Raw genomic sequence first — 22,230 nt, 5'->3', positions numbered from 1 at the left:
GAGGAGCATCCATGTCTCGTATTGGCAAGGCACCGGTGTCCGTCCCCTCTGGCGTCACCGTCACCATCAACGGCCAGGACGTTGAGGTCAAGGGCCCCAAGGGCACCCTGTCCCAGCAGATCCCCGCGCCGATTTCCGTCACCCAGCAGGACAACGAGATTATCGTGTCCCGCCCGGATGACCACCGCAAGAACCGCTCCCTGCACGGCCTGTCCCGCTCGCTGATCAACAACATGGTCGTCGGCGTGACCGAGGGTTACACCATCAAGATGGAAATCTTCGGTGTTGGCTACCGCGTGCAGCTCAAGGGCAAGAACATGGAGTTCGCCCTCGGCTACTCCCACCCCGTGCTCATCGAAGCACCGGAAGGTGTGACGTTCGCCGTGGATGGTAACACCAAGTTCTCCATCGCCGGTATCGACAAGCAGCAGGTCGGACAGATCGCCGCCAACATCCGCCGTTTGCGGAAGGATGACCCCTACAAGGGCAAGGGCATCCGCTACGAAGGTGAGCAGATCCGTCGCAAGGTCGGAAAGACGGGTAAGTAATGAGCAAAACCGAAAGCAACAAGTCCGGCAAGCGTCTCCCGGTGGGCAAGGACATCTCCACCCGCCGTCGCGTTGCACGTTCCCGCCGTCACTTCCGCATTCGCAAGAACCTCTCCGGCACCGCCGAGACCCCGCGTCTCGTCGTGCACCGGACCTCCCGGCACATGCACGTCCAGGTCATCGACGACACTGTCGGCCACACCCTGGTAGCGGCGTCCACAATGGAAGCCGACGTGCGCAACATGGAGGGCGACAAGAAGGCCCGCGGCGCCAAGGTTGGCCAGCTCATCGCCGAGCGCGCCAAGGAAGCCGGTATCACCTCCGTGGTCTTCGACCGCGCCGGGTACCAGTACCACGGCCGCGTTGCAGCGCTGGCCGACGCAGCTCGTGAAGGTGGTCTGAAGTTCTAATGATCACCGCAAAGAACAGCATCAACGGAAGGAACGCGTGATGTCGGAACGTGACCGTAACGGCGGACGCTCCGCCGATAACAACCGTGGGGGCCGCAACGAGCGCGGCGGCCGCGGCAACGAGCGAAACAACGACCGCGGCGGGCGCAACGATCGCCGCGGCCAGCAGGACGAGCGTAACCAGTACATGGAGCGAGTCGTCACCATCAACCGCGTGTCCAAGGTGGTCAAGGGTGGTCGTCGCTTCAGCTTCACGGCTCTTGTGATCGTCGGCGACGGGCAAGGCATGGTCGGCGTTGGCTACGGCAAGGCCAAGGAAGTCCCCGCCGCCATCCAGAAGGGTGCCGAGGAAGCCCGGAAGAACTTCTTCCGCGTCCCCATGATCAACGGCACCATCACCCACCCCGTTCAGGGTGAGGCCGCAGCGGGGATCGTGCTCCTGCGCCCCGCCGCCCCGGGTACCGGTGTGATCGCCGGCGGTGCTGCCCGCCCCGTGCTCGAATGCGCAGGCGTGCAGGACATCCTGTCGAAGTCCCTGGGCTCGGACAACGCCATCAACGTCGTCCACGCAACCGTCGCCGGCCTAAAACAGCTAGTGCGCCCCGAGGAAGTTGCCGCTCGCCGCGGCAAGTCCCTGGAAGAGGTTGCACCCGCCGCCATGCTTCGCGCACGCGCTGCAGGACAGGGGGCCTAGGAACCAATGGCACTGAAAATCACTCAGCTCCGAGGAACTGTTGGAACACGCAAGAGCCAGCGCGACGCGCTGCGCTCCCTCGGCCTGCGGCGCATCGGCCAAGAAGTTGTTCGCCCGGACGCACCGTCCGTGCGTGGGCAGATCAACGTTGTGCGCCACATGGTCAAGGTTGAAGAAGTGGCAGGAGAGTAAAGATGAGCGAACCCATCAAGCTCCACGACCTCCGGCCCGCCAAGGGCGCTAACAAGCCGAAGACCCGTGTCGGTCGCGGTGAAGCGTCCAAGGGTAAGACCGCCGGTCGTGGTACCAAGGGCACCAAGGCCCGCAAGCAGGTTTCGGCCGCATTCGAAGGTGGCCAGATGCCGCTGCACATGCGCCTGCCGAAGCTCAAGGGCTTCAAGAACCCGGCGAAGATTACCTACCAGGTGGTCAACGTCGGCGATCTGGAGAAGGCCTTCCCGAACGGTGGGGAAGTGACCGTGACGGATATCGTCTCCGCGGGTCTCGTCCGCGCTAAGCAGCCGGTGAAGGTTCTGGGTAATGGCGAGATCTCCGTGAAGATTAACGTCACCGCCCAGAAGTTCTCCCGCTCCGCCAAGGAGAAGATCGAAGCCGCAGGTGGCTCGACCACCGAGGCTTAAGGAGCCGTCGGGGTCGCCGTTAAGGCGTGCCCCTCGGGCTCAGTAACGAACCGCACCTCCCAGCGTGGGGTGCGGTTTTGCGTATCCACCCAGGCCCCGCCAAGGACGAGCGGTGGCTCCTGCGTGTTTCCCCCATCCGGGCACGCTGCTATTCTCAAATGGTTGCACGCCGGGCCGGAGACCACACAGCCCCGGTACCAGCCAGCTAAACACCCCCAGGAGGCAAGTTTGTCCGCCATCGCCTCGGCGTTCAAGAACGCCGATCTGCGCAAGAAGATCGTCTTCACCTTTGCGCTGATCGTGCTGTACCGAATTGGCGCCCAGATCCCCACCCCCGGGGTGGATTATCAGCTGATCAACCAGCGGGTGCAGGACCTCACTGAACGGTCCCCCGTGTACGGACTGATCAACATGTTCTCCGGCGGCGCGCTGCTACAGCTTTCCATCTTCGCGGTTGGGATCATGCCCTACATCACGGCGATGATCATCGTTCAGCTGCTCACAGTGGTGATCCCCCGATTCGAGCAGTTGAAAAAGGAGGGGCAGACTGGTCAGGCGAAAATGACCGAATACACCCGCTACCTTACTGTTGGGCTAGCGCTGCTCCAGTCTTCCGGCATCGTGGCGCTCGCCGACCGGCAGCAGCTCCTCGGCCAGGGGGTGCCGGTGCTGAAGCCCGACGTGGGTATCTTCGGTCTGATTGTCATGGTGTTGACCATGACCGCCGGGGCCGTTCTGCTCATGTGGTTCGGCGAGCTTATGACCGACCGGGGCATCGGCAACGGCATGTCTCTGCTCATCTTCGCCGGCATCGCCACCCGTCTACCCGCGGAGGGCGCCTCCATCCTGCAGAACTCCGGCGGCGTTGTCTTTGCCGCCGTGATGGCCGGGGTTCTTATCCTGGTGGTCGGGGTTGTTTTCATCGAGCAGGGTCAGCGCCGCGTTCCGGTGCAATACGCTAAGCGAATGATTGGGCGACGCCAGTACGGGGAGACTTCCACCTACCTGCCGCTCAAGGTGAACCAGGCGGGTGTGATCCCAGTCATCTTCGCCTCCTCCCTGCTGACCGTCCCCATCCTGATTACTCAGATCATCCAATCCGGGTCATCGAATCCCAGCACCCAGAGCAACTGGTGGAACCGCAACGTGGTCACAACGCTAACGGACCCGTCAGCTTGGCAGTACATCCTCATCTACCTGGGCCTGATTATCTTCTTCTCGTTCTTTTACGTCTCCGTGCAATACGATCCATACGATCAGGCGGACAACATGAAGAAGTACGGCGGATTCATCCCCGGCATCCGCCCGGGCCGTCCCACGGCGGAATATCTCGGCTATGTCATGAACCGGCTCCTCATCGTCGGCGCTATTTACCTCGGTGCCATCGCAGTCCTGCCGAACATTCTCATTAACATGGGCGTACAGACAGGCGGCCAGAATCTACCGTTCGGTGGTACCGCCATCCTCATCCTCGTTTCCGTCGCGCTGACAACCGTCAAGCAGGTGGAATCGCAAATCATGCAAGCTAACTATGAAGGATTCCTGAAATGAGACTCGTTCTCCTCGGCCCTCCCGGTGCAGGCAAGGGCACCCAGGCAGCCCTCCTCTCGGACACCCTCACGATCCCCCACATCTCCACGGGTGATCTCTTTCGGGCAAACATCTCCAAGGGCACGGACCTGGGCAAGCAGGCACAGGAATACATCGACTCGGGCAAGCTGGTACCCACCGAGGTCACCGCAAACATGGTCCAGGACCGCCTGGAGCATGACGACGCCGCCGACGGGTTTCTCCTCGACGGGTTCCCCCGAACCATCGAGCAGGCCGAACTGCTGGAAAAGATGCTGGCCGATAAAGGCCTCCGTCTGGACCACGTCATCAACTACGTGGTGAGCGAGGATGTGGTGGTCGAGCGGATGCTAGCCCGCGGTCGCGGTGACGACAACGAGGACACCATCCGCACCCGCCTGGAGGTGTATCGAACCGAAACCGCCCCGCTCATCGAGCACTACCAGGACATCCTGTTGAACATTGATGCCGAGGGCAACGTGGAGGACATCACCGCCGCCACCCTCGACGCCCTCGATAAGTAGCGGGGCCCTTCCGTATCCGACTGGCAGACACTGTGGCATTCCGTAAGAAGAAGAGGGTCATCGCGGCCAAAAACCCTGAGCAGCTCCAGGTGATGCAGGCTGCCGGCGAGATCGTCGGTCGGGCGCTAGAAGCTGTTCGTGACGCTGCTGGCCCTGGCGTCACCACCCTAGAATTGGACGCCATCGCCGAAGACGTGATCCGATCGGCCGGAGCCGTACCCGCCTTCAAGGGCTATCAAGGGTTCCCCGGATCTATCTGCAGCTCCCCGAACGACATGATCGTTCACGGCATACCTGCCGACGACGTGGTGCTCCGCGACGGTGACCTGCTCAGCGTGGATTGCGGGGCGATCCTTGACGGTTGGGTCGGGGACTCCGCTTGGACCTTCGGTATCGGCACGCTGGCCGATGAACACCATCGTCTCAATGAGGCCACTGCCTGGGTACTGGACGAGGGGATTAAAGCAATGGTCCCGGGTAATCGCCTCACCGATGTGTCCTGGGCCCTAGAGGAGGCCACTGCTCGGGCGGAGGAGAAATTCGGCGTGCCCCTCCACATCGTCGACGGCTACGGTGGCCACAGCATCGGCCGGGCCATGCACGAAGATCCCTACCTACCCAATGAGGGCGACCCCGGCCACGGGCCGAAGATCGTGGAGGGCTCCGTGCTCGCCATCGAACCTATGTTGGCTCTGGGTACCCCGGATTCCACCGTCCTGGCCGACGAATGGTCCGTCGTGACCGCAGATGGTTCCTACTCCAGCCACTGGGAGCACACAGTAGCCGCCACGGCGGAAGGGCCGCGCATCCTTACCCCGCGCGCATATCGCGGGCGATAGGATCTGCAGTATGGACGTCCGCCGAATCCGCTCCTCCCTGTTGTTCAAGATCATCATCGCCATAGTGCTGGGAGTGATCTGCAGCCTCTTCTTCCCAGACTGGCTGGGGCGGGTGTTCGTCACTTTCAACGGGTTGTTCGGCAACTTCCTTAAGTTCTTCGTCCCCGTCCTCATTTTCGCGCTCATCACCCCCGCCATCTCCAGCCTCGGCGCAGGCGCTGGAAAGTGGCTCGGGGTCACGGCAGGAATCGCCTACGGCTCCACGATCGTCTCCGGGCTGGTCGCCTACCTGGTGGCCACAGCCGTCTACCCGATCATGCTTCGCGGGAACTCGATGGTTCAGGCGGTGGACGTGGAGAAAGGGGCCCTAGCGCCCTACTTCACCGTCGAGATGCCCGCGCCCTTCGAAGTGATGGCCGCCCTGCTGCTGGCATTCACGCTGGGCATTGCCATGGCCGCCACGGGTGCCCGGCGGCTCCAGGCCGGGGCTGAGGAGCTCCGCGGCGCCATCATGCGGGTCATCGAGGGGTTCATCATCCCGGTACTGCCGATCTACATCTTCGGCATGTTTCTCTCCCTGGGTATGAACGGCAACCTCATCACAACCCTCACATCCTTCGGCAAGGTCCTGCTGCTGGCCACCGCCATGACGTGGATTCTGCTCGTCGCCCAATATCTCCTCGCCGGGGCCGTGGCGAAAACCAATCCCCTCGCCGCGCTGAAGAACATGCTGCCCGCCTACTTCACCGCGCTGGGCACCTCCTCATCCGCTGCCACTATTCCCGTGACGCTGAAGTCGACTATCCGCAACGGGGTGGGGGAATCCGTGGCCGGCTTTGCGGTGCCCCTGTGCGCCACCGTGCACCTGTCCGGATCCATGATGAAGATCTGCCTCTTCGCCTTCGCTATTCTCTTCCTCACCGGCCAGGGGATTGGGGCCGGGGCGGCGGTCGGCTTCATCCTCCTCTTGGGCATCATGATGGTCGCCGCGCCCGGGGTGCCCGGCGGGGCGATCATGGCCGCAGTCGGGCTGCTGCAAAGCCAACTGGGCTTTGACGAGGGGCAGGTGGCCCTGATGATAGCCGCGTACATCGCTATCGACTCTTTCGGAACCGCCGCCAACGTCACGGGAGACGGGGCCATTGCGCTCATCGTTAACCGGTTGGCGAAAGGCGACCTCTCGCGCCAATTTGGGCCGTGACCAGCTCGCGTGTAGGGTTGTCGGGTGGTGCAATGCCAAGCCATGACGATGCACCAGGGTTCATCAGGCCCGAGAGAAACTTGAACAAGCCTGCAACCATCGCGAATCACCGCGATGGGGAAGCGTGGAGGATATGGCAAAAAAGGAAGGCGCCATCGAGGTAGAGGGCCGCATTGTCGAGCCCCTGCCCAATGCGATGTTTCGTGTCGAGTTGGATAACGGCCACAAGGTGTTGGCCCACATCTCCGGCAAGATGCGCCAACACTACATCCGTATCCTCCCGGAGGACCGGGTGGTAGTGGAGCTGTCTCCCTACGACCTCACCCGCGGGCGCATCGTCTACCGCTACAAGTAAGCACCAACTTCGTACGCCTCCACACATCCATCCGGGTGAGTGCGGGGCCCTTGGTTTGTTTCAATCATTATCCCGTCGAGCATCACAACGGGGTTTCGCTAACAGAGCAACGGCCAGCACCGCACCATCGCCCGGTCACAACCTCCGGCCGCGGCGGCTGGAGCCCGACGAACCATCCATCTTTCAACTCCACCTCCTAGCTTCCAACGGCGCGTTTGAGTTATCGCTAACTCCCCGGCGGACAGAGCAGGGGAGGAGAGGTCGAAGGAGGGGAGAGTTCGGCGGGGCGAGTGTGGAGAAAACCGCCGCTGAATTGACTCCGGAAGGAACTGCCATATGGCACGCCTTGCTGGTGTTGACCTCCCCCGCGATAAGCGCATGGAGGTCGCACTGACCTACATCTTCGGAATTGGCCCGGCCCGTTCCAAGGAACTGCTGGAAAAGACCGGCATCTCCCCTGACCTGCGCTCCAAGGACCTCACCGACGAGCAGCTAACCGCCCTGCGCGATGTCATCGAAAACTCCTGGAAGGTCGAAGGCGATCTGCGCCGCGAGATCCAGGCCGACATCCGCCGCAAGATCGAGATTGGTAGCTACCAGGGCCTGCGCCACCGCCGTGGCCTGCCCGTGCGTGGACAGCGCACCAAGACCAACGCTCGCACCCGTAAGGGACCGAAGAAGACGATCGCAGGAAAGAAGAAGTAACCGCTTATGCCTCCGAAGACTCGTTCCGGCGCACGCCGCACTGGGCGCCGCGTCGTCAAGAAGAACGTGGCCCAGGGCCACGCCTACATCAAGTCCACCTTCAACAACACCATCGTGTCCATCACGGACCCGAAGGGTGCCGTCATCGCCTGGGCCTCCTCCGGTCACGTGGGTTTCAAGGGCTCCCGTAAGTCCACCCCCTTCGCCGCGCAGTTGGCCGCCGAGTCCGCCGCCCGTAAGGCCATGGACCACGGCATGAAGAAGGTCGACGTGTTCGTCAAGGGCCCCGGGTCCGGCCGCGAAACCGCTATTCGTTCCCTGTCCACCGCAGGCCTGGAGGTTGGCACCATCGCCGATGTCACCCCCCAGCCGCACAACGGCTGCCGCCCGCCGAAGCGCCGCCGCGTCTAAGAACAGAAAGGATAGGGAGAAAAGCACATGGCTCGTTACACCGGCCCTGCAACCCGTAAATCCCGCCGTCTCCGCGTCGACCTCGTCGGCGGAGACAACTCCTTCGAGCGCCGCCCCTACCCCCCGGGGCAGGCTGGCCGCGCCCGCATCAAGGAGTCCGAGTACCTCATCCAGCTACAGGAGAAGCAGAAGGCTCGCTTCACCTACGGCATCATGGAAAAGCAGTTCCGCCGCTACTACGCAGAAGCTAACCGGCGGTCCGGCAAGACCGGCGACAACCTGGTGATCCTGCTGGAGTCCCGCCTGGACAACGTGGTCTACCGCGCTGGTCTCGCCCGGACCCGCCGACAGGCCCGCCAGCTTGTGTCCCACGGCCACTTCACAGTGAATGGCAAGAAGATCAACGTGCCGTCCTTCCAGGTCTCCCAGTACGACATCATCGACGTTCGGGAGAAGTCCCGCGGCATGCTGTGGTTCGAAGAGGCCCAGGAACGTCTTGTGGACGCCGTGGTCCCCGCGTGGCTGCAGGTTGTCCCCTCCACCTTGCGCATCCTCGTGCACCAGCTGCCCGAGCGCGCCCAGATCGACATTCCGCTGCAGGAGCAGCTGATCGTCGAGTTCTACTCCAAGTAAGTAGGACCCCCCACGCTTGCCCCGCCGCCCTCCACCGCGTGCTACGTGGTGGCTGGGGGGGCAGGGTCTTGCGAGACTTAACTCATACGAAAGCCTTAGCTTCCTTCCTGGCCCGCCGGGGAGGGAGCAGCCCTCTACCGGCGTCAAATAGCGGTCGCCGAATAGGAGAAGTTCCATGCTGATTTCCCAGCGCCCCACCCTCACCGAGGAATACGTTGACCCCTCCCGCTCCAAGTTCATCATCGAGCCCCTGGAGCCGGGCTTCGGCTACACCCTAGGTAACTCCCTGCGCCGTACGCTGCTGTCCTCCATTCCGGGGGCGGCTGTGACCTCCATCCAGATCGAGGGCGTTCTGCACGAGTTCACCACCATCCCGGGTGTGAAGGAAGATGTCTCGGACATCATCCTCAACATCAAGTCCCTGGTTCTGTCCAGCGACTCCGACGAGCCGGTCACCATGTACCTGCGCAAGGAGGGCGCCGGTGCGGTTACCGGTGCGGACATTGTTCCCCCGGCTGGCGTGGAGGTGCACAACCCGGACCTACACATCGCCACCCTCAACGATCAGGGCAAGCTGGAGATCGAGATGGTGGTAGAGCGCGGCCGCGGTTACGTCCCCGCTGCGCAGGCCACCGCGGAAATCGGCCGCATCCCCGTGGACCAGATCTACTCCCCGGTGTTGAAGGTCAGCTACAAGGTCGAGGCCACCCGTGTCGCCCAGCGCACGGACTTCGACAAGCTGATCATCGATGTGGAGACGAAGAACTCCATCACCGCGCGCGATGCCCTGGCGTCCGCAGGAAAGACCCTGGTGGAACTGTTCGGCCTGGCGCAGGAACTCAACCTGGAGGCCGAGGGCATCGAGATCGGCCCGTCCCCACAGGAGACGGAGCACATCGCCGCCTACAGCATGCCCATCGAGGACCTGAACTTCTCCGTGCGTTCCTACAACTGCCTGAAGCGCGAGGAAATCCACACCGTCGGTGAGCTGGCCGCTCGCACGGAATCGGACCTGCTGGACATCCGGAACTTCGGTCAGAAGTCCATCAACGAGGTCAAGGTCAAGCTCAACGGGCTCGGCCTGGGGCTGAAGGATTCCCCCGAGGGCTTCGACATCAGCGATATCGACGGCTACGACGCCGAGACCGGCGAGTGGGTCGACACCGAGGGCGAGGACATCGCAGAGTAAGTCGCTCCCAAAGCGCTCATATCTAATCCACACGAGGAGAACACATGCCTACCCCTAAGAAGGGCGCCCGCCTGGGCGGTTCTGCTTCCCACCAGAAGAAGATCCTGTCCAACCTCGCTGCTCAGCTCATTGAGCACGGCGCCATCAAGACCACGGATGCCAAGGCCAAGCTGCTGCGCCCGTACGTTGAAAAGATCATCACGAAGGCCAAGTCCGGCACCCTCGCCGACCGTCGCAACGTGCTGAAGCTCATCCCGAACAAAGCTGTCGTCGGCTACCTCTTCGAGGAAGTCGCTCCCAAGTTCGAGGGCCGCAACGGTGGCTACACCCGCATCGTCAAGCTGGAGAACCGCAAGGGCGACAACGCCCCGATCTCCCGCATCTCCCTGGTCACGGAGCCGACCGCCTCCACCGAAGCCGAGCGGGCCAACCGCGTTGCCGCATCCAAGCGCGGCCAGGGGACCGCCAGCGCCGAGACCCAGGCTGAGACCGATGCCCCCGAGGTGGAGGCCGAGACCGCCACCGACTCTGCTGCCGAGGCCGAGGCCGCCGAGGTGCAGGCCGAAGCTGGTACGGAAAACGCTGAGTCCGTGGATGCCGACGCAGATGCGTCCGCTATTCCGGCCAGCCCGGTGGTGGAGGATCCCACCACCGCGGACACCGTGGAGACCGTGAAGACGGAAGCTTCGGAAAACCGGTAATTAGGGCCGCGCGGGTATTCCCGGTCTCACTGGGACGCCCCCGCGACTTCTTCACGGAAGGACCCGGTGCCACGTTTGGTCGGCATCGGGTTTTCGCGTGTCCGCGACCTTGCCGTGTCCGAAGCGGGCCGCTTGTCAGATCTGCTGACAGGCGAGGTCTGGCACCGGAGGCGGGCATTAACATCCTATGCAGCCCAAGAACCCATTATCGAGGACGCACGATGACCGACACCGCCGCCTCTCCGCCAGCCGATTCAACTGTGCGGGTCCGCCTCGACATCGCCTACGACGGCACCGACTTCCACGGTTGGGCCACCCAGGAGGGATTGCGCACGGTCGCGGGGGTTATCGAGGAGAAGCTGGCTTTGGTAGCCCGGCAACCGGTTCGCCTCGTGGTTGCCGGCCGCACCGACGCCGGCGTCCACGCCAACGGCCAGGTCGCGCACGTGAACCTGCCTGCACAGGCCTTCCAGCAGCGGTCCCTGCGGCGGCCGGAGGATCTGGTGCGTCGGCTTTCCCGGCTGTTGCCCGCTGATGTCCGGGTGCATTCGGCCAGTGCTGCTCCGGAGGGTTTCGATGCCCGTTTTTCTGCTTTACGACGCCACTACACCTATCGCGTGACCTGCGATCCTGCGGGGCCATTGCCCGTTCGCGCCCGGGACACGGCGAGGTGGGGCCGGTCGGTGGACTTGAATCGAGTGCAGGTGGCCGCCGAGGCGCTGCTGGGCTTGCACGACTTCGCTGCCTTCTGCAAGGCCCGGGAGGGTTCCACGACCGTTCGAGAGCTCCAAGACTTTCGATGGGTGGACGTATCCACCGCGGCAGAACCGGCTACGTACGAGGCACACGTCACTGCCGATGCGTTCTGCTGGTCCATGGTCCGCTCGCTCGTGGGGGCGTGTCTCACCGTGGGGGAGGGGCGCCGGCCCCAGGGTTTCACCAGCGGGCTGCTTCGCCAGCGGCAGCGTAGTTCCCAGGTCCCTGTGGCCCCCGCCTGTGGGTTGAACCTGGTGCAGGTGGATTATCCCCCGGACAGCGAGCTAGCCGCTCGGGCCCAGCAAACGCGGGCGAAGCGCTCTGCCGAGTGAGGCCTGAATGCATTCGAGGTTTCCTCTCGCCGCGTCCGGCATGAGCGCCCGGGAGCATGGGTGAGTGGAAGCGAATGTGGCGGCCGTGGCTTTCCATCGTCCCGTCGGTGCGGATGAGCAGGTCTGGGAAAACCTGGCCCGGTACCTCACCTTCGGAGAGGACGAGCAGGCGACACGTCCGCGGGCCTTCGTCGTCCCACGCGCGTTGCCAGGCGGCGAGGACACCGCCCTGTTCCGGGGCGGTGGGGGTTGTGGAGAGCGCGGGTACCGTGGGTGCCCGGCGCGTTGGGGGGACGGCGAAGTCGCGGGTTCCCGGGGCAATGTTTTGCGACTGTTGGGTCGATGCCGCTGGCTGGTGGGCCTGCTCCGGAGCTCCGATGATTCGCAGCCAGGGGAGGTTCCGAGGCACGGTGTGCGCCAAAAGAGCAGCTCCGCAGCCAAGCAACGCGATGGTGGACCCGGGCACGAAGTTCACGTCGAGAGCGCTCGGTTGAGCCTCGTCCACACACAACCCCAACCTCCAGGAAGGGGCGGGCGGAACGAAGATCATCGTGCCTGCCGGGACCCCTACGTGAGTGTTAGAGCTGGGGTGGCAGAGGACTCCGCACGCGGCGGCGACCCATGGCATCCGGGTAGCCGCCGGTCCGGGAATTCCCAGGCGTGTCGGTACCGTCGGCCCCTCTGAGGGGCGTACGAGGAGGCTTGCAGCTTCCTTCTCCGTCAGCCTGAGGGCTTCGACTAGCAGGGATACCTCCAACCCTCCACCCTCGAAAGCGCCCCACAGATTCCCGGGCGGCAGCCAGACGTCAAACCACGTTACCGTCTGCGTGGGGCCGGCCCGGAAGCTTTGGTTCCACCAGGTATAGGCCCCGCCAGCCACCGCGGTGCTGAGCCCGCCCACAGCCGCAGTGAGCAAGCCCGACATGATGCTCATCAGTAAGTCCCCCTCATATTTTCCTAGCGAATCCCCGTTCACCATGCACGGCACATTCAAACATGCGAAGCTATAAGCCGTCTACGCCAGTCATTGGGGTCTGTGGGGATCGACTGGCTGCCTGCCGCGGTAGCGTCACTGCGGCGGGGGAGTAGTTGAGGGGTTCTACCGGGGAGGGGAAGTCAACACCCGTGCGTACTACAGGGTTGCAAGTCAGCGGCTACAACTTTCTGCTGCGCAGATTGGAGCTCGCGCTCGTCATCGGGGATCCGCGGATGGCCCACGATCCTTTGCGAAGCCAGCGCCGTGCCCTCATCGTTGGCGTGTTGGTGGCCCTGCTCATCTGCGGGGGTGCAGTGATGATGGCGCTGCTCCGGCCCGCGCCATCCCTGAACGGAGCGGAGTTGGCCCAGGACGAGAAGGGCACCCTTCATGTGCGCCTGGAGGATGGCTATCACCCGGTCACCAATGTTGCGTCGGCACGGTTGATTCTCGGGCAGCCGGTGGAGGTCAAGAAGGCGACGAGTGGCCAGCTCGCCAAGATGCCCCTGGGAGTTCCGATGGGTATCAGTGACGTGCCCGGGCTAGCCCCTGCCCCCAGCCAGCAGTGGGCCGTGTGCGACTCCGGAACCGTCATTGCGGGGCCGCAGGCAAGGAAGATCGATAACGCCGTGCTCACCTCCCCCTCTGGGACCTGGCTTATCCACCGGGATTCCCGCACTCTCGTTCCACCGGGCACGGGCCGGGCACTGGGGGTCCAACCCGGGGAGGTCTCGGAGGAGTTCATCGAGCAGTTCCAGCGGCGGGCGGACTCTATCCTCCCCACTGGGCCCACCGGTCTGCCGGCGCCCTATGACGTCTCCGGGCGGGTGTTTACCGCCGGCGAGCGCATGTTCGTGGCCGTACCTGGGGGCGTTGGGGAGGTCCGTGGGGCTCAGCGGGTCCTCGCCGAGTGGAACGCGCCGGACGTGGCGCTGGAACAGGCGCTGTCTGTGCTGCTCGCCCTGCCCTCGGCGGAGGTGCTGCCCCACGTGCCCGCCGCCGCAGAGGTGAAATGGCAGACCCCTGCCGTCCCCTGCGTCGGACGCGAAGGCCTAGTTGTTCCCGCGCAGCGGCCGCAGGACAACCGCGACCAGCGGACCTACCTGGGTCCGCGCGGCACTGCCGCCGTCCTCACCGAGCGCGGTTATGTCCTGGTCAGTGAGCACGGTCTGCGCTACACCGTGGGGAGTGCGAAGGACTTCGCCGCCCTGGGCTTTACGTCCTATGACGAGGTTCCGTGGCGGATCCTCGCGCCGCTGCCAGATGCGGGGGCGCTCAACGGGTCGCGCGCCCGCGCTGGCGTCGTGCCCGCACAATCACAGCAGCAATAGCGGCGAGGGAAACGAACAGGCCACAGGACCCCGCCACGGTGTAGTTCGTGGCCGTGTGCTCCACCGGCTTCGCTCCGATGTGAGTGTGGCCGACACCGGGGTGGGCCGGGCGCAGCAGGTTGTCCACATCACGGGAATGCGTCGCCGGGTCCACGCCCAAGGCCAGGCGCTGGTGAACCCCCGCCGCACGGGATAGGGCAGCGGAGGGATCGATGACCCGAACGGGATGCGCATGGTCCGTGAAACCCCCCGGGATAGCGGAGGCCAGCAGGATATCCCGCATCACCGCCGGGGGTGTGTGCGGGGCGACCTGCGCCATGAGGGCCGCAGTGCCGCTGACGACCGGTGCCGCGAAGCTGGTTCCGATGAAGGGCTCGGGATTGCCCACGATGGTGATCGGGCCGTCTGGAGTGTCCAGTTGGCCCGAGACGGGTCCGCCCGGTGCGTAGATGTCGGCCCATGGTCCAGGCAGGTTGTACTCGGCCGGGAGGCGCCCCTGATCCATCTGCGGCGAAGGACCACCGGGTTTCTGGGCCACCCGTGCCCCGCCCTTACCTTCCAGCGCTGCCGCCTGTTTTTGGTGGCCACCGCCGCCAGATACGGGGTGTCCGCTGAGCCCGCCGACCCGGGGAGCGACGGCGCCCACCGCGAGAACCGAAGGCAGATGGGCGGGGTACGGAGCCAGCCCCTCCTGGCATTGCCCCGTGTTGCCAATGGCTGCGACGATGATGCGGCCCTCGGCCTCGGCGCGGTCCACCACCTCTCGAAGCCCCTGGGTCTCCGCGCAGGCCACGAGGGACACGTTGATGACCTTCGCCCCGTCGTCAATGGCGCGGTTGATCGCCTCCACCGCAACGTGCAGCAACCCTTCACCCCGGGGTGAGTTCTTCTCCGCCGTGCGATAGCTCACGATTTCCGCCTCCGGGGCGACCGCGCGGACCACGCTGGCGGTGACGGTGCCGTGGAGGATGCAGGTATCGCGGTCCCCCGTGCTGTCGGGGATCGCTGCACCCGTGTCCACCACGGCGACCTTCACCCCGCGGCCAGTGGCCAGATCATGGCGGATGCCGTTGAGGGGGCGCTGGGTGACGGAGTTGGCGTCCCCAATCGAACTCCCCGAGACCCCGGCAGCCCCGGCACCGCCGGTAGCACCCCCGCCCTCGGCTACGCCCGCAGGTCCCGGCCCGGAAAACCCACTGCCGAGATCGAGCGGTAGCGCCTTGCCGGGGAGAGGTACCTCGCATGGCACGTGCCCGGCGTGTGGCGGGGCCGGTTGAGCCAGCTCGAAGGTGGGCTGCACGGGGTAGGGCCGAGCGTGCATCACCCGATCCCCCTAATCGCCTCGAACAGACCAGTGGTGTGCAGCGCGAGCGGAACGCACGCCGCGAAGGCCACGTTCTCCACCGCATCCACAGCTCGCCCGAACAGCGGGGAAGTCGGTTTGATCAGCGGCACGGCCAGCAGCGCCAGCACGAGAACCCCCCACGACACGTGCCACGCCAACCACAGACCAACCACAGCGGCCATGACCGCCACCGCAGTTGCGTGCACCGGGCGGCAATCTCGGGAGGACACACCGGTGAGAACCACCATGACGAGGAGGGCGCAGACCCAGCCGGACGGATGCTGCGAGCCCGGCGGGAGGATCTGCATCACGCAAGCCACGATGGCGATGCAGCACGCCACCACGAGCGCCGAATGGGTGGGAACGGCGGAACCAGCGGAGTTATCCACAGGCTCTCGAAACACCCCCGTGGCCGGTACTCGCGGGAGCTTTATCCCCGCGACCCCCACCGCAATCTGCCCCGAGATCGCCAGCACCACCAGGGCGACCAGGAGCGTCACCCCAGGAGCAACGTTGATGGCGGCAAAGGCGGTGAGGGCCACGAGCAGCACCCGTGTAAACCCTCGGCGCCACACGAGCGCCGTGGCCAGCAGGCAACCGCACATGACGTTGACGTGCAGACCCGCCCCGAAGCCCAAGATCGCGGCGATGGGGACGAACCTGCGATCGTGTAGAGACAAGGCCGCGGTGGCCAGGGCCGCCAGCGCGATGAGGACGAGGGGGACCAGCGCGCCCGAGTCCGTCAGCCAGGACGCGGCCTCGCTCGCCTGTGAGGAAGCCTGCTGCGAGGCGTTGTCCGCACCTTCGGCGGTCGGCCGGCCACCCGCATGCCCGGCGAGCATCCCCGGCAACCCTCCGGGCAGGAAAGCCAACTGCCGGGCCGGATGAAACTGCAGCGGATTCCACACCGGCACGCTGCGAATGGCGAACAGCGCGGCGATGATCGCGCAGATCCAGGTGGAGTGGTTTGTCCCGACGGAGCCCGTCAGCTCGTCGACAGCGTCGATCGGGGGAGTGGGGCAGCGACCAACCTCCGATTGCTCGAGGGTGAGGCGTTCCCCGGGGCGCACCCCCGCCTGGTCCAACGAATGCTCCGGCCGAATGTCCCCCGTCGCCCGGGACAAAACCCAATGCTGGCCCGGCTCCGGGTCGACCAAGTGCGGAATGAGCTCGGCGACCGGTATGTGATCCGCGATGGCTGCCTCCACCACCGAATTGCGCGCCGGAATGGCGATACTGACTGCTAGCACGGCAGAAATCCCTCCCCACAAACGTCTACGTGTCCCCCTGCGAGCACACAGCATAGTGCCCGCGCCGGACATCGGCGACGGGGTGAGCCACCCCCCTGTGGATAGTTTGTTTTTGCCCCTGCCCAGCGGGCGGGGAAGGAGTACGCTGCCTAATCGGACTCGCGCTCAGTCCACCGGGGGAAGAACACGATGACGAGCACAATGGGGGAGGAAAAGCGTGAAGGCGCAGGCGCCACCGACGCTGCCAAAGGAAAAACAGCCGTTCATTCGCATGCTGATGCCGGCAGTCATGCTGGTCGCCGTGCTGGGCATGGTGGGGGCCATGGTGTTATCGGGCTCCGGCCGTTCCCCGATGACCTTTGTATTCCCACTGATGATGCTGGGGTCCATGGTGATGATGTTCCAGCCCGGGGGCAATGTGGACGAAACGCGCCGGAGTTTCCATCGCCATATCGATGCGGTGAAGGACGCCATTCAACGCTCGCGGCGCAAACAAATCGCGCGGCTGGCCCAAGAACACCCGGATCCCCGCACCCTGTGGACCCACCTGCGCGCTGGCGAGGACGCAACGGGGGCCGCCGGAGTGGTTCGCCTGGGTATCGCGGTGCAAGCTCCCGAGGATCCGCTGGAGATCCCGGTGACGGCACCCCCGGAGGACTTGGAGCCGGTCAGCGCTATGAGCCTGCGAGACCTGGCCATTCGGACGGCCACGATCGAGGCTCCCGTGGCCGTGGACCTGGCCAGCTTCCACAGCGTTGTGATCGTCGGCGATGGCGCGGCCGGGTTGTCCCGGGCCATGCAGGCACAGTTGGTCTGCCAGGACAAAGGGGCAGCGACGATCGTGGGGCCCCACGATCAGTGGCTACCCCACGATGGCCCCGCTACTTACCGCTTCTGCGATAGCACCCACCCGGTGACCTCCCAGTGCGTTGTGCACGACCCCTCCCCGGAGTGGTTGGACGTGGCCAAGGCCCAGGGGCTTTTGCTCAAGGCGCAGAGCGAGGCTGGCGTGATGCGCCTGTCTGCCTGGACGGTGGACGGATGGTCCACGTTCGGGGTGGCCGACCAACTGAGCGACGTGGAGCTGGCGATGCTGTGCCGAGCGCGGTCCACCGTGAAGGGGACCACCTCCATCCTGGAACTACCGGGTGGCGATCTCAGTGCTCCCATCGGCTTTTCCGGGGCCCCCGTGTACTTGGACATCAAGGAATCCGCGCTGGGCGGAATTGGCCCGCATGGCCTCTGTATCGGCGCCACCGGGTCCGGCAAGAGTGAACTGCTCAAGGCTGTGGTGGTCAGTTTCGCGCACCAGCACTCGGCAGAGGAGCTGAACTTCGTTCTCGTGGACTTCAAGGGTGGGGCGAGTTTCCTGGGGTTGGACCGGCTGCCGCATACCAGTGCCGTCATCACCAACTTGGCGGATGAGGCGGGGCTGGTCGACCGCATGCAAGACAGCCTGCTCGGGGAGATGCACCGGCGCCAAGAACGCCTACGGGCTGCGGGAATGACGACGGCCGCGGAGTTTAACCGCGCCCACCCCGGGGCTATGCCGGCGCTGTTCATCATCGTGGACGAGTTTTCTGAACTGCTGCACTGCCGGCCGGAGTTCGCCGATGTCTTCGCCGCCATCGGCCGACTGGGACGAAGCTTGCGCATGCACTTGCTCCTCGCCAGCCAGCGCTTGGAGGAGGGGCGGCTGCGCGGCTTGGAATCCCACCTGAGCTACCGCATCGCCCTGCGAACCTTCTCCGCGGCCGAATCCCGGGCGCTCATCGGCTCCGCGGCAGCGCATGAATTGCCCGCGGTGCCAGGATCCGCCATCTTGTGTTCCCACGAAACCACCCGGTTCAAGGCCGCCTACGTTTCCGGGCCGGAGTTGCCCCGGGATCAGCGGGTGATCCGGGCCCTGGGGGCACAGCCGGAGGCCACGAAGACCACGTTAGACATGGTGGTGGACCGGCTTGCCGCCCCCAATACCAACCCCATTTGGCTGCCACCTTTGCCCACTGTCCTGCGTGCCCCGGAGGTGGTGCGCCCCGTGGCCACCCTGTGTGCCCGAGTCGGCGTGGAGGACCTCCCCTTCGACGGCAAGCAAGTTCCCTATGACGTGGATCTCACTCGAAAACACTGGGTTGTGGTGGGCCAACCCCAAAGCGGGAAGACCTTCGCACTGCGGACTCTCGTCATCGGGCTGGCCCTCAGCAGCCCCAACGTGCCCATCTACATCTTCGATCCCGGTGGCTCCCTGGCTTCGCTCCGCCGGCTTCCGCAGGTCGCGGCGGTGGTGGGGAAAGAGCATCTCAAGCGCCTCCTGGACGAGGCAGATCAGGTCAGTGGCCACCGGGTACTCATCATCGATGGCATCGACTCCGTCGGGGAGTCCGGCAGCGAGGAAGAACAGCGCCTCATCCGGATGACCACGACCGGCCTTGAACGGGGCCTGCACGTGGTGGTGACCGCCCTGCGGTGGAATCTGCGCCCCACCTTGCGAGACGTGCTCACCGGGCATCTGGAACTGCGGATGACCCCCTTGGACTCGGTGTTCCGGGACGCCCAGCGCAGCCTGCCGGATCTGCCGGGCCGGGGCGTGTCTCATAACGGAAAGCACCTCCAGGTTGCGTTGAGCACCGCGCAGGATGTGGAGCACGTGCGCCGAGTAACCGCGGAGCGTGGCGAACCCAACGTCGAGATGAGGGTCCTGCCGGACATTTATTCCGCCGAGGAACTGGCTCAGGAATGGGCCGCCACGGGCAAAATTCCCGACGCCGCCGAGGCTAGACGTCAGTTGTCGGCCCCGCCCGTCCCCTTCGCGCTCGGTGGACCGCGGTTGGAGGTGGTCGCCTGGGACAGCGGCACCTATCCGCACCTGTTCGTCGTGGGCCAGTCCGGAGCGGGCGCCACCACCGCGCTGCGGACGTTGTGCACCCAACTGCACACCGTCGCCGAATTGCGCGGGCCCGCCGCCGCCCGCCCCATTGAAATTCTTGCGACCGACACCCGCCGGGGACTTATGGGCTGCCCCGGTTACCTGCCGCGGGAAGAGTTCAAGCAGCAACTGGGGGCCTGGGCCGCGCGCTTGCGCGAGCGCATTCCGCAGAAGGTCACCAGCGAGCAGTTGCGCGAGCGGTCCTGGTGGACTGGCCCAGAGCTGTACGTCGTTGTGGACGATTCCGATAGCGACCCTGGCCTGGATGTTCTGCTTGACGTGGTGCCCTTTGCCGCCGATGTGGGGCTGCACCTCGTCCTTGCTCGGCGCAGCGGCTTGTTCTCACGCAGCACTTTCCAGCCGCTCATGCAGGCCGTCCGTGATCAATCAGCCTGGGTGGTTCTATCCGCACCGCGGGAAGACGGCCCCATCGCTGGGCAGAAGCTGCAGCGCCGGGAGCCGGGGCGGGGAGTGTACGTCCACTCGGAACCCTGGGCAATCCATGTCGCCCGCCACGAAGACGAAAAGGGGGAGCAATGATGTTGTCTCGGCGTAGCAAAAGGCCGGCTGCGGGCTCCGCAGCTCCGGCGAAAACACGGCGCGGCGGCCCAGTCGAGCCGCTGGTGCCGCCGCTTCCGCACATGGGGGTTGTCGCACAGGCGGTGGGGTTGCAGGAGAGCGGCCTGTTCGTGGACGGCGCGACCGTCACCGACCTGTCTACGGGGTTCGTCGCCGTCGCCGACTTTCCGGGAAGCTCCCACAACAAGGATCCGTTGCTCGCCGACGAGGGGGAGGATCGATTCCGGCGTTCCCCGTTGGGGCATGCGCGTCTCGACCAGTTGCGAGAGGCGGTTATCGACGCCCTGGAACAGCGCGTGGCCAACCCGTCGGCCGCTTCGGCCAAACCGACCCTGCCCAGAAACCGGTTCCCCTGGGGGATTGGTATCAACCCACCTGACCTGCTCGTTGTCGGGACCCATGCGCCCGTGGTGGCCAGATACCTCCAGCTGGAGGGTTTTCGGGCCCGGGTGTACGACCCGGACCCCGCCATCGAAGTGGCCCACGCACTCGCGCGGGCGGAACGGGAGGCGGGAGTCCCGCCCACGTTGTGTGCGTCCGCGGGCGAGCCCGCGGACGGGGCCGGGCAAGGTGTCGGCTTGCAGGGTGGGTCCTTGGCGGCGCTGGGTGGAGGTGGCGTCCCCACCGAAATAACCCCATTGCCCTACGAGTTGGACCATGACACAGGCGCGGAGGACGGCGGCTTCTATCGTGCGGATGAGGACGAGGAGCTCACCGATGAGGGCTACGTGGAGGACGAACTGCCAAGCTCCCCATCGCCGCGGCGGGCCGCGCTTCCCGTCGTTGCGGGATGCGGCGTGCTTGGCGTGGGCATCGCGCTGGCAGTGATGATCGGCGGAGCAGGGGGGAACGAAAGCCAAGTGGAAGCTGGCGCTGTCAACGTGGAGGCGGGGGCGGACGAAGAAGAAGGCACCGCGGCATCGGGGTCCGCGCCGTCTGCGGGGGCTGGCCCCAGCTCGGCGCCGGCCGCGACCGCCGCGATGCCGGCAGAACAGCGGGACGCTCCAGAAGATCCGTGGCGTCATGCCCACGACAGGGCGGATGCGGGACCGGCGAGCGCGCCTTCCACCAACAGCCGGGCACGGGTGCCCACCACTGCGGACGTGGCTGGCTGGCGCCGCGCCGGGGCCACCCCGGAACGGGAGGAATACCGCTCCGGGGACGAGGGAATGCGGGTGCTGGTCGCGGCGGCCCCGGCCCCCGTCCACTCGCAGGCGGAACTGGACCGCGCGGTGCTCACGGCGCTGGGTAAGACCGGCGGCATGGAGATTGTCAGCAACACGCCGGTGAGCTACCGGGAGCGGTTCGCGGACTCCGTGACGCTCTGGCACGTTCGCTTCGTCGCGGGGCACCAGGTCTCCGTGGGGTGCCAGTACCGCAACGTCACCCCGGAGCGGATGGCAATCTGCGACCGCTTCGCGGCGACGGCTCGCCCGGAGTAGAGAGACTCGATCGGGGGGGTACTGCGGGGGTAAACCGATGATGAGCCGTGAACCTTTCGGCGTTGTGTGGGGTCTAACCCTTATGAGGAGCGCGAAAGACAGCAACGTCAATGCTCCCCAACGCCCGGCGGTCCGGGGGCCACCGGGCGGGTATGCATCCAACACATGTGTTGCACACATCGCTCGACCGACGACGCGATGATTGACTGACCAGGGAGGGGAAAACTGTGAACTTCAGAACAGAGATCGGCACCATGGAGGGTGCCGCCAACAACGTGGACAGCATCAACTCGAACGTGCAGGCGGAGCTGCAGCGGCTGGCTGCTGTGGTGGAGGGGACAGCCGGCAGTTGGCGGGGCGATGCCCAAAACGCCTTCCAGGCCCTGATGGAGCGCTGGAACACCAGCGCCCGGCAGCTCAGCGAGGCGCTGCAGAGCATCTCGGAGAACCTCCGAGCCAACGCCCGCGCGTTCGACGAGACCGAAATGGCCAACCAGGCGGCATTCCGTTAAGCCGGGCGCACACGGACAACACGCATTTAGGACATAAGGGGGAAAGATCGTGATCCAGTACAACTTTGGTGCCGTCGGCCAGGCCGCGGAAGACATCAACGCCACCACCAACAACATCAACGGTCTGCTGGACAACCTCAAGGCAGACCTCAAGCCGCTGGTCTCCGAGTGGGAGGGAAGCTCCGCTGAGGCCTACAACGCCGCACAGCGCAAGTGGGACCAGTCCGCTGCCGACCTCAACGATGTGCTGCGGCAAGTGGGCATGGCCGTGCGGGAAGCCAACGACCGGATGAGCCAGATCAACACGAACGCAGCCAATAGCTGGGCTTAGGCCAAGTTAGGTCGCACCGTGGGATCGCAC

23 protein-coding genes are annotated in these 22,230 nt (G+C 65.2%); 21 read left to right on the top strand and 2 right to left on the bottom strand.

Annotated features, from left to right (window positions below; all coding sequences use genetic code 11):
• Positions 1–11 precede the first annotated feature (11 nt).
• From rplF to eccB, 17 genes are all read left to right on the top strand, one after another.
• On the top strand, positions 12–548 hold the full coding sequence (gene rplF / locus CHEID_RS08770) for a 50S ribosomal protein L6 (RefSeq protein ID WP_112769105.1): 537 nt from the start codon (positions 12–14) through the stop codon (positions 546–548).
• Positions 548–958, top strand: coding sequence for a 50S ribosomal protein L18 (rplR, locus tag CHEID_RS08765; RefSeq protein ID WP_112769106.1), 411 nt, complete (start codon positions 548–550; stop codon positions 956–958). The genes rplF and rplR overlap by 1 nt, the downstream gene beginning before the upstream one ends.
• A gap of 40 nt (positions 959–998) precedes the next feature.
• Positions 999–1,652, top strand: coding sequence for a 30S ribosomal protein S5 (gene rpsE, locus CHEID_RS08760; protein WP_112769107.1), 654 nt, complete (start codon positions 999–1,001; stop codon positions 1,650–1,652).
• A 6-nt stretch (positions 1,653–1,658) separates the two neighbouring features.
• Positions 1,659–1,844: a 50S ribosomal protein L30 gene (gene rpmD, locus CHEID_RS08755; RefSeq protein WP_112769108.1), complete on the top strand. Its 186-nt coding sequence runs from the start codon at positions 1,659–1,661 to the stop codon at positions 1,842–1,844.
• Positions 1,845–1,846: 2 nt separating this feature from the next.
• Positions 1,847–2,293 carry a 50S ribosomal protein L15 gene (gene rplO, locus CHEID_RS08750; RefSeq protein WP_112769109.1) on the top strand — a complete coding sequence of 149 codons (447 nt, stop codon included), beginning with the start codon at positions 1,847–1,849 and terminating at the stop codon, positions 2,291–2,293.
• 228 nt (positions 2,294–2,521) lie between these two features.
• On the top strand, positions 2,522–3,844 hold the full coding sequence (gene secY / locus CHEID_RS08745; protein WP_112769129.1) for a preprotein translocase subunit SecY: 1,323 nt from the start codon (positions 2,522–2,524) through the stop codon (positions 3,842–3,844).
• Positions 3,841–4,386, top strand: coding sequence for an adenylate kinase (locus tag CHEID_RS08740; RefSeq protein ID WP_112769110.1), 546 nt, complete (start codon positions 3,841–3,843; stop codon positions 4,384–4,386). The genes secY and CHEID_RS08740 overlap by 4 nt, the downstream gene beginning before the upstream one ends.
• Before the next feature lie 32 nt (positions 4,387–4,418).
• A complete protein-coding gene (map, locus tag CHEID_RS08735; RefSeq protein ID WP_112769111.1) occupies positions 4,419–5,225 on the top strand; it encodes a type I methionyl aminopeptidase in 807 nt (268 codons plus the stop codon).
• A 10-nt stretch (positions 5,226–5,235) separates the two neighbouring features.
• Positions 5,236–6,426 (top strand): dicarboxylate/amino acid:cation symporter, encoded by a 1,191-nt coding sequence (locus CHEID_RS08730; protein WP_112769112.1) that lies wholly within the window; start codon positions 5,236–5,238, stop codon positions 6,424–6,426.
• A 133-nt stretch (positions 6,427–6,559) separates the two neighbouring features.
• Positions 6,560–6,781, top strand: a complete 222-nt coding sequence (gene infA / locus CHEID_RS08725; protein WP_005519800.1) for a translation initiation factor IF-1 — start codon at positions 6,560–6,562, stop codon at positions 6,779–6,781.
• A 336-nt stretch (positions 6,782–7,117) separates the two neighbouring features.
• Complete coding sequence (rpsM, locus tag CHEID_RS08720) at positions 7,118–7,486, top strand: 30S ribosomal protein S13 (protein WP_112769113.1); 369 nt, start codon at positions 7,118–7,120, stop codon at positions 7,484–7,486.
• A gap of 6 nt (positions 7,487–7,492) precedes the next feature.
• On the top strand, positions 7,493–7,897 hold the full coding sequence (gene rpsK, locus CHEID_RS08715; RefSeq protein WP_112769114.1) for a 30S ribosomal protein S11: 405 nt from the start codon (positions 7,493–7,495) through the stop codon (positions 7,895–7,897).
• A 27-nt stretch (positions 7,898–7,924) separates the two neighbouring features.
• On the top strand, positions 7,925–8,530 hold the full coding sequence (rpsD, locus tag CHEID_RS08710) for a 30S ribosomal protein S4 (protein WP_112769115.1): 606 nt from the start codon (positions 7,925–7,927) through the stop codon (positions 8,528–8,530).
• Positions 8,531–8,705: 175 nt separating this feature from the next.
• Positions 8,706–9,719 (top strand): DNA-directed RNA polymerase subunit alpha, encoded by a 1,014-nt coding sequence (locus CHEID_RS08705; RefSeq protein WP_112769116.1) that lies wholly within the window; start codon positions 8,706–8,708, stop codon positions 9,717–9,719.
• A gap of 44 nt (positions 9,720–9,763) precedes the next feature.
• Positions 9,764–10,420 carry a 50S ribosomal protein L17 gene (rplQ, locus tag CHEID_RS08700; protein WP_112769117.1) on the top strand — a complete coding sequence of 219 codons (657 nt, stop codon included), beginning with the start codon at positions 9,764–9,766 and terminating at the stop codon, positions 10,418–10,420.
• A 221-nt stretch (positions 10,421–10,641) separates the two neighbouring features.
• Positions 10,642–11,508, top strand: a complete 867-nt coding sequence (gene truA / locus CHEID_RS08695) for a tRNA pseudouridine(38-40) synthase TruA (RefSeq protein WP_112769118.1) — start codon at positions 10,642–10,644, stop codon at positions 11,506–11,508.
• 1,125 nt (positions 11,509–12,633) lie between these two features.
• Positions 12,634–13,815: a type VII secretion protein EccB gene (gene eccB, locus CHEID_RS08690; protein ID WP_112769119.1), complete on the top strand. Its 1,182-nt coding sequence runs from the start codon at positions 12,634–12,636 to the stop codon at positions 13,813–13,815.
• Here eccB and CHEID_RS08685 read toward each other — a convergent pair.
• A complete protein-coding gene (locus CHEID_RS08685) occupies positions 13,760–15,136 on the bottom strand; it encodes a S8 family serine peptidase (protein WP_112769120.1) in 1,377 nt (458 codons plus the stop codon). The two genes, eccB and CHEID_RS08685, sit on opposite strands and share 56 nt — an antisense overlap.
• Positions 15,136–16,410, bottom strand: a complete 1,275-nt coding sequence (locus tag CHEID_RS08680) for an EsaB/YukD family protein (RefSeq protein WP_112769121.1) — start codon at positions 16,408–16,410, stop codon at positions 15,136–15,138. The genes CHEID_RS08685 and CHEID_RS08680 overlap by 1 nt, the downstream gene beginning before the upstream one ends.
• A 217-nt stretch (positions 16,411–16,627) precedes the next feature.
• Between CHEID_RS08680 and CHEID_RS08675 the strand changes: the two genes are divergently transcribed.
• From CHEID_RS08675 to CHEID_RS08660, 4 genes are all read left to right on the top strand, one after another.
• Positions 16,628–19,876, top strand: coding sequence for an FtsK/SpoIIIE domain-containing protein (locus tag CHEID_RS08675; RefSeq protein ID WP_112769122.1), 3,249 nt, complete (start codon positions 16,628–16,630; stop codon positions 19,874–19,876).
• Positions 19,877–19,977: 101 nt separating this feature from the next.
• Positions 19,978–21,357, top strand: coding sequence for a type VII secretion-associated protein (locus CHEID_RS08670; RefSeq protein ID WP_181645884.1), 1,380 nt, complete (start codon positions 19,978–19,980; stop codon positions 21,355–21,357).
• A gap of 227 nt (positions 21,358–21,584) precedes the next feature.
• Positions 21,585–21,869 (top strand): WXG100 family type VII secretion target, encoded by a 285-nt coding sequence (locus CHEID_RS08665; RefSeq protein ID WP_112769124.1) that lies wholly within the window; start codon positions 21,585–21,587, stop codon positions 21,867–21,869.
• 49 nt (positions 21,870–21,918) lie between these two features.
• A complete protein-coding gene (locus CHEID_RS08660) occupies positions 21,919–22,200 on the top strand; it encodes a WXG100 family type VII secretion target (RefSeq protein WP_112769125.1) in 282 nt (93 codons plus the stop codon).
• Positions 22,201–22,230 lie beyond the last annotated feature (30 nt).

The sequence above is a fragment of the Corynebacterium heidelbergense genome (genome assembly GCF_028609845.1).
Lineage (GTDB): Bacteria > Actinomycetota > Actinomycetes > Mycobacteriales > Mycobacteriaceae > Corynebacterium > Corynebacterium heidelbergense.
Note: the sequence above shows the minus strand (reverse complement) of the source record. Positions and strands in the feature narration are given on the sequence as shown.